Origin of the sequence: Lactobacillus sp. UMNPBX16, from assembly GCF_002553775.1 — a bacterium.
Classification (GTDB): Bacteria; Bacillota; Bacilli; order Lactobacillales; family Lactobacillaceae; genus Lactobacillus; species Lactobacillus crispatus.
Genome location: NZ_PCYU01000042.1, coordinates 1 through 1800 on the forward strand (window position 1 = coordinate 1; position 1800 = coordinate 1800).

Below are 1800 nucleotides of genomic sequence, written 5' to 3' on the forward strand. Positions count from 1 at the left end.
AATTTTATTTTTAATTAGTTTGTGTTAAAGCCAAAATTTGCGTGCATGAAACTAGGCCCTATTTCAAGGGTTTTTAATAACTATTATTTACTCCTCCAAAAATGTTTTAGACCAATTGATCACCTCGGTGTTTGATAGATTTGACCATTTTTGAGCAGAGTGAAAATGGTCCTAACTAGTTTTCTTGCACAAAGGACGCAAGCACGTTTATGCGGGGAATAGAAAGCTTCATCGTACTTCTTTTGATAGTACTTCCGAAAAACGGGATCTCTTAATCTAATTAGGTTGGCAGCTTCAACCAAATAATATCTTAGATAATGATTGCCGTTTTTGGTCATTGGCTTGTGTTCGCTGTCAAAATCACTAGACTGCTTTTGACGCCAAGCTAGGCCGGCGTATTTAGCCAGCTGAGCTTCAGTATCGAACCGATCAATACTACCAATTTCAGCGATGATGCCAGCAGAGTAAACTGGTCCAATTCCCGGAATAGACTGCAGTATTCTCTCTTCAGGGAGCGCTTGAACGATGTCTGTAATTGCTTTATCTAAATTTTTAATCAATTTCTGATTGGTTTTAATCTCGGTATAGTAAACAGATAATACTGCATCAATTGAGTCTTTCATGACTTTACCTAAACGATAGGATCCTCTGACGGCTTTCCTGATTGCTTTAGCTAAAGCTTCTGGATCAGAGAAGCGGCCGCGTCCCTTAGTCTGAAGGTAATCAATTAAATCCTCGATTGGCATCTCAGTGATTTCATCGATGGTTTTACTATCAGTCACAATAGACAGCATTGTTGCGCCAAAGATAGAAGTTTTAATATTTTCCTTGTCAACGGTAACCAGTTTGTTTAGACGATAGTAAAGGGCTTCAATGAAGTGCTGCTTAGCTCTGGCCAGGGAAGACGTGATTTCATATCTGGTTCTGGTTAGACGCTGGAGAGCTAAGTATTCCTCTTGTCGAGCGATAGTGACGTGATACTTGCCAAAGCGTAAGTATTCCGCGATGTAATAGGCATCAATAGGATCATTCTTATTTTCTTCGTAAACGTCATGAAATCGTTTAGTATTTTTGGGATTAACGACATCAGTTTCAAGATTAAGCTTTTGCAAGTCCTCATCATTGGCAAAGAAATAGGCTGGATGAAAGCTATAAATTGAAGTAGCCTCCATGCCGATAATTACCTTGTCATAGCTATTCTGTTTAGCAAGTTGGAGAATTAGCTTTTTGACCTTATTAGCGCCAGTCAGATCATTAGAAAAAGATTGGTTAAGCAAAGGTTTTTGATGATTTTCTGAGTCAGTAATAGCGACTTGCAAGTCTTTAGAACTGACGTCAATTCCTATAAAAAGTTTCATTGAGAATGGCCTCCTTTCTAACAAATATTTGGTCATAGATCGATCATCACATGTTAGCCCCTAATTACAGTTTCTAAGACAGTCTCGCAAAATATAAGTATTCACAGGTTCAAGCTAAAAAGCTGCGACTGAAACTGCTCTGAATCAGTAATAGCCAGAATCAATACAGCATGTGAGTAAGTCATTAGCAAAACTGCTTGGGCGGCAGACTTACAAAGTAGTCAAGCTACAGGAGGTGAAAACCTATACCAATTGACCAAGGTCAATGACAATTAGAGACTAGCATCTGATGATCGAATAAACAAACTAAAAAGACAATCAACACAGATTTAATTTATATAATACGAGAGGTTATATAGTGATTTTAGCAAGTTTATGCGTAAGTTAAGAAGGTTTACTAAGCAAAAGCTAGTTTATATCGTGGTTATCGAGCCTCAAGATT

Annotated in this window: 1 protein-coding gene; it reads right to left on the minus strand. The window is 37.9% G+C overall.

The features are described from left to right. Positions 1–119: 119 nt before the first annotated feature. On the minus strand, positions 120–1358 hold the full coding sequence (locus CP367_RS09075; RefSeq protein WP_089145574.1) for an IS110 family transposase: 1239 nt from the start codon (positions 1356–1358) through the stop codon (positions 120–122). Between the last annotated feature and the right edge of the window lie 442 nt (positions 1359–1800).